The organism is Deltaproteobacteria bacterium, assembly GCA_019308905.1.
Taxonomy (GTDB): Bacteria; Desulfobacterota; BSN033; order WVXP01; family WVXP01; genus JAFDHF01.
In genome coordinates this window covers 1-3,767 of record JAFDHF010000125.1, presented here as the reverse complement: position 1 = coordinate 3,767, position 3,767 = coordinate 1, and the positions used below count along the sequence as shown (strand labels likewise).

Sequence of the window (3,767 nt, the reverse complement as noted above, 5' to 3'; positions counted from 1 at the left end):
AGATTTTGGCTCCTGCCCTTGCCGGGCCGGCATTGAAGGTTCTCCACAACGCCAAGTTCGACATCCGCGTCCTCCGGCAGGCAGGCATGCCGTTGGCTCCGCCATACTACGACACCATGATTGCCGCCTTCTTACTGGACGAGAATGGTGAGCACGGCCTGAAATACTTAGCCAGAGACTATCTCCGGCGGAAGGCTACCACCTACGAAGAGGCACTCGGCGGAGAGCAAACCCTGGCTGATGTCCCGCTGGAGGTGGCCCGGGACTACGCTTGCGCTGATGCCGAAAATACCCTGGCCCTGAAGGCCGTCTTCCAACCCTTGCTGGAGCGGGAGTGTCTGGCCGAGGCTTTCGACCTGGAGATGGAGGTCGTTCCGGTGCTGGCCGATATGGAAGACGCCGGTGTCGGGGTCGACCTGGAGGCTCTCTATTCAACCGGGGTGACACTGACAGAGGAGCGAGGAGATTATGAGCGCCGAATCAAGGATATCGTCGCTCGGGAAATCAACCTCAATTCCCCGGCCCAGTTGAGCCGCTATCTTTACGATGAACTGGGACTACCGGTGCGTGGCCGGACCGATACCGGCGAACCGAGCGTAGATGAGGAGACCCTGAAAAAGATCAGGAGCGAGCACCCGGTCGTGGAGCCGATCCTGGAGTACAAGAAACGACAGAAGGCCCTGAATCTCTGTTCGAGGCTGGAGAAGAGCATCCATCCTGTAACCGGGCGCATTCATAGCGAGTTGAAACAAGCTCGCGTTGTAACGGGCCGGATAACGACAGCGAAACCGAACCTCCAGGGAGTCCCGAAGGGTCCCATGCGACAGGTGATCATTCCCCGCCAGGAACATGTTTTCATTGTCGCCGACTATTCCCAGATACAACTCCGCATATTAGCCAACTACAGCGATGACTCGGGACTTATCGAAGCGTTTCTGGAAGGAGAGGATATCCACACGCAGACGGCAGCCGAGATTTTCACCGTAAGGCCACAAGAGGTTACAGCCGACCAAAGGGCTACCGCCAAAGTAGTGAACTTCGGGATCATTTTCGGTATGGGATCAGACACGCTGGCCAGGGAGCTTGGAACCGACCGTGAAACAGCGGACCGGTACATTCGCCGGTTCTTCGATAACCACGTGCGAGTCAGACTGTTCCAAGAAGAGCAGGTTCGATTGGCTCGGGGGTGCGGCTATGTCCGTACTTTCATCACCGGGCGCAAGAGGCGTCTCGCCGACATCGATTCCGTAGACTACAGTAAGAGAATGGCGGACGAGCGCCGGGCTTTCAATGCGGCGATCCAGGGGACTGAGGCCGAAATCCTGAAGCGGGCGATGGTCCGGCTATCTCTGGTGCTGCAAGGTCACAATGCCCGGATGCTCCTGCCTGTTCATGATGAGATTATTGTTGAAGTGGGACAGGGAGAGAATTTACAGGAAATCCAGGAACTTATCAGGCGCACCATGGAGGAACCCCCTGAAGGGTTTAGAGTTCCCTTGGTCGTTAACCTGGAAATCAAGCGAAGTTGGGGCGGCGAAGTAGTCGATCCCGCGACTTGGGAGAGCGAGATATATACTTCCCAAACCCTCGCGGGCCCAACTCACTAACTAGGGGTAACTCGTTGTCAGCAAATAGATTATCATTAGTTAACCCGGAAAACCAGGTTGCCCCAACTCCCCAACCAAGGGAGAGGAGCTTGTTATCTAAGAGGGCTTTCTCAGTTTCCGAGGCTGCCAGGTATGCCTGCGTATCAAGGGAAGTGGTGGTTAGCTGGCTCTCTGCCGGCCTCCTCCCTTTTGAGGAACTGCCTGGAACCGGTGCGGGCACCGGCTCACATAGGTTCAGGAGGATCAGGAAAGACGACATGGATGACTTTCTTCAGCGGCACTACCGGTCGAGTCGGGATGATTCTAAGCCTAAGGAACGCCCACCCATCGTCTTACAGCCGCGGGAAAAATCATCCGTATAAAAGATGTTGAAACAAACGATTGTTTAATCTACGTTCTTAGCGCGGCAACCATGCGCTAAGGGCGAAAGGAGGAAAAGCGCATGGCTAAGTTGAAACCCGCAAGGGTAGTTAAGACCAAGTATAATACCTATGCCCTGCATTTCTACAGCCCTAACGGCCGGAGAAGGAGGCTGACAGTGGGTTCTGATCCTCAGATGGCTCAGCGCCTTTCCATGAAATTCACTGATTGGCTATTGGAAGGCAAGGATCCCGAAGTGGAGTTGGAGCAAGCCAAGAAGAAGGGGCAGGTAAAAGCCATAACTCTCAGGGACTTTTATCCCACCTTCATGAAGAACCACGGGGTTCATCAGAGCCGATCGATGCAGGAACTCTACCGGTACAGTTTCAAGAATTTGAGCCGGTGTAAAGAACTGGTCGATGTGCCGATGGTCTCAATATCGAAGCGCCTGATGTTGGAATACATGAATGCTCGGGTGGAGCAGGACGGCGTGAAAGCGGCTACTGTCAACCGGGAAGCGGCATTCGTGAAGGGAATGCTGTCCAGGGCCGTCGAATGGGGTTTCTTAAACAGTAATCCTCTTCAGGGACTTCGGCTTTTCAAGGAAGCTGATAAGCGGGAGGTTGACATCACACCCGAACAAATCAAGTCTCTCGTCAAGAAACTGCCGGATCAACTGGGCGACATCGTTGAATTCGCTGTTTATACCGGCTTCCGAAAAGAAAACATCCTCGGGCTGAGAATAGAGGATATTCAGTTCGACGATGCCAACGGAAATGGCAGGGCAGTCCTGGTAGTCAAAGGTGGCAGAAGAGAGTTCTTTCCTCTTGGGAACCTCGCCGTGAGGGTCTTGAAACGAGCTATCGGCAAAAGGACTGCCGGTTACGTTTTCATCAACCCCCGGACCGGAGACCGTTACCGCTCCATCAACAAGTCTTTCGATCGGGCTGTACGAAAGCTCGGGCTTCTCGTCAACGGGACTAAATTGCGGTTTCACGACCTACGGCATGTATTTGCCACCTGGTTGCACAAAGAGGGGGTGACTCTCGACGTCTTGAGATCTCTTCTGGGTCATCGGCAGAGGGCTACCACCGATCGATATACGAGCTTTGATCGTATGTCCTTTGGGAAGATGCTCGATCTGATGCCCGAGATCAGTGAGCAAGACAAGGTAGCTTCTGATGCCTAGGGGAGAGGTTTTCTGTTGGCAAGAATTGGCAAGGTCGGGGGTTTGCCCACTTGCCAAACTTGCCAGGAAATCGTGTGAATGCCCGTCAAACCTGGTGGGCGATCCCGGATTCGAACCGGGGACCTCTTGCATGTGAGGCAAGCACTCTAACCAACTGAGCTAATCGCCCACCGCACCTATAAAAATATTGTCCAACCATGATGTAAGTCAATTGGAAAAATTGGCCTCGCATAACTGCGAGCGGAGCTCACCGGCTATGGCCCGGGCCGGGTAAAAGGCTACCCGGGCCTTCTCGGCCAGCCCCAGTTTTTGAATCGCTTTTTCAGCCTCGCCCCTGTGCTTTAATGCCAGGGCCAGGAATATGTACGGTTCGGCCAGGTCCTTGCGGTTTCTCAAGACCTCCCGGCACAGGTCTATGGCCCGCGTGGTCCGGCGCCGCCGGGCCTCTATGTAAGCCCACCAGGACCTGGCCACGTCGTTGTTCCCGTTTATCTCCACGGCCCGCGCCAGGTTTTTCGCCGCCTTGTTGTACTTACCCTGAAGAGCCTCGGCAACTCCCAGGAAGGTGAGTATCAGGGGCTGGTTGTAGATGTATAGTTTCAGCTTTTTCA

At 54.6% G+C, this 3,767-nt stretch carries 3 protein-coding genes and 1 tRNA gene; 2 read left to right on the top strand and 2 right to left on the bottom strand.

What is annotated here, in order from left to right; genetic code table 11:
- Window positions 1–1,607 (top strand): hypothetical protein (locus JRJ26_20315; GenBank protein ID MBW2059834.1); only part of this gene is annotated, 1,607 nt, incomplete at its 5' end.
- A 442-nt stretch (window positions 1,608–2,049) separates the two neighbouring features.
- A complete protein-coding gene (locus tag JRJ26_20310; GenBank protein MBW2059833.1) occupies window positions 2,050–3,156 on the top strand; it encodes a site-specific integrase in 1,107 nt (368 codons plus the stop codon).
- A 92-nt stretch (window positions 3,157–3,248) separates the two neighbouring features.
- On the opposite strand, the gene JRJ26_20305 is transcribed toward JRJ26_20310, so the two are convergent.
- Window positions 3,249–3,325: transfer RNA gene (locus JRJ26_20305), tRNA-Val, on the bottom strand.
- A 38-nt stretch (window positions 3,326–3,363) separates the two neighbouring features.
- A partial coding sequence (locus JRJ26_20300) for a hypothetical protein (GenBank protein MBW2059832.1) occupies window positions 3,364–3,767 on the bottom strand: 404 nt, incomplete at its 5' end.

Bases quoted from the DNA above. Each gene is read 5' to 3' on its own strand.
- JRJ26_20310 (MBW2059833.1), top strand. From the start codon at position 2,050: ATGGCTAAGTTGAAACCCGCAAGGGTAGTTAAGACCAAGTATAATACC.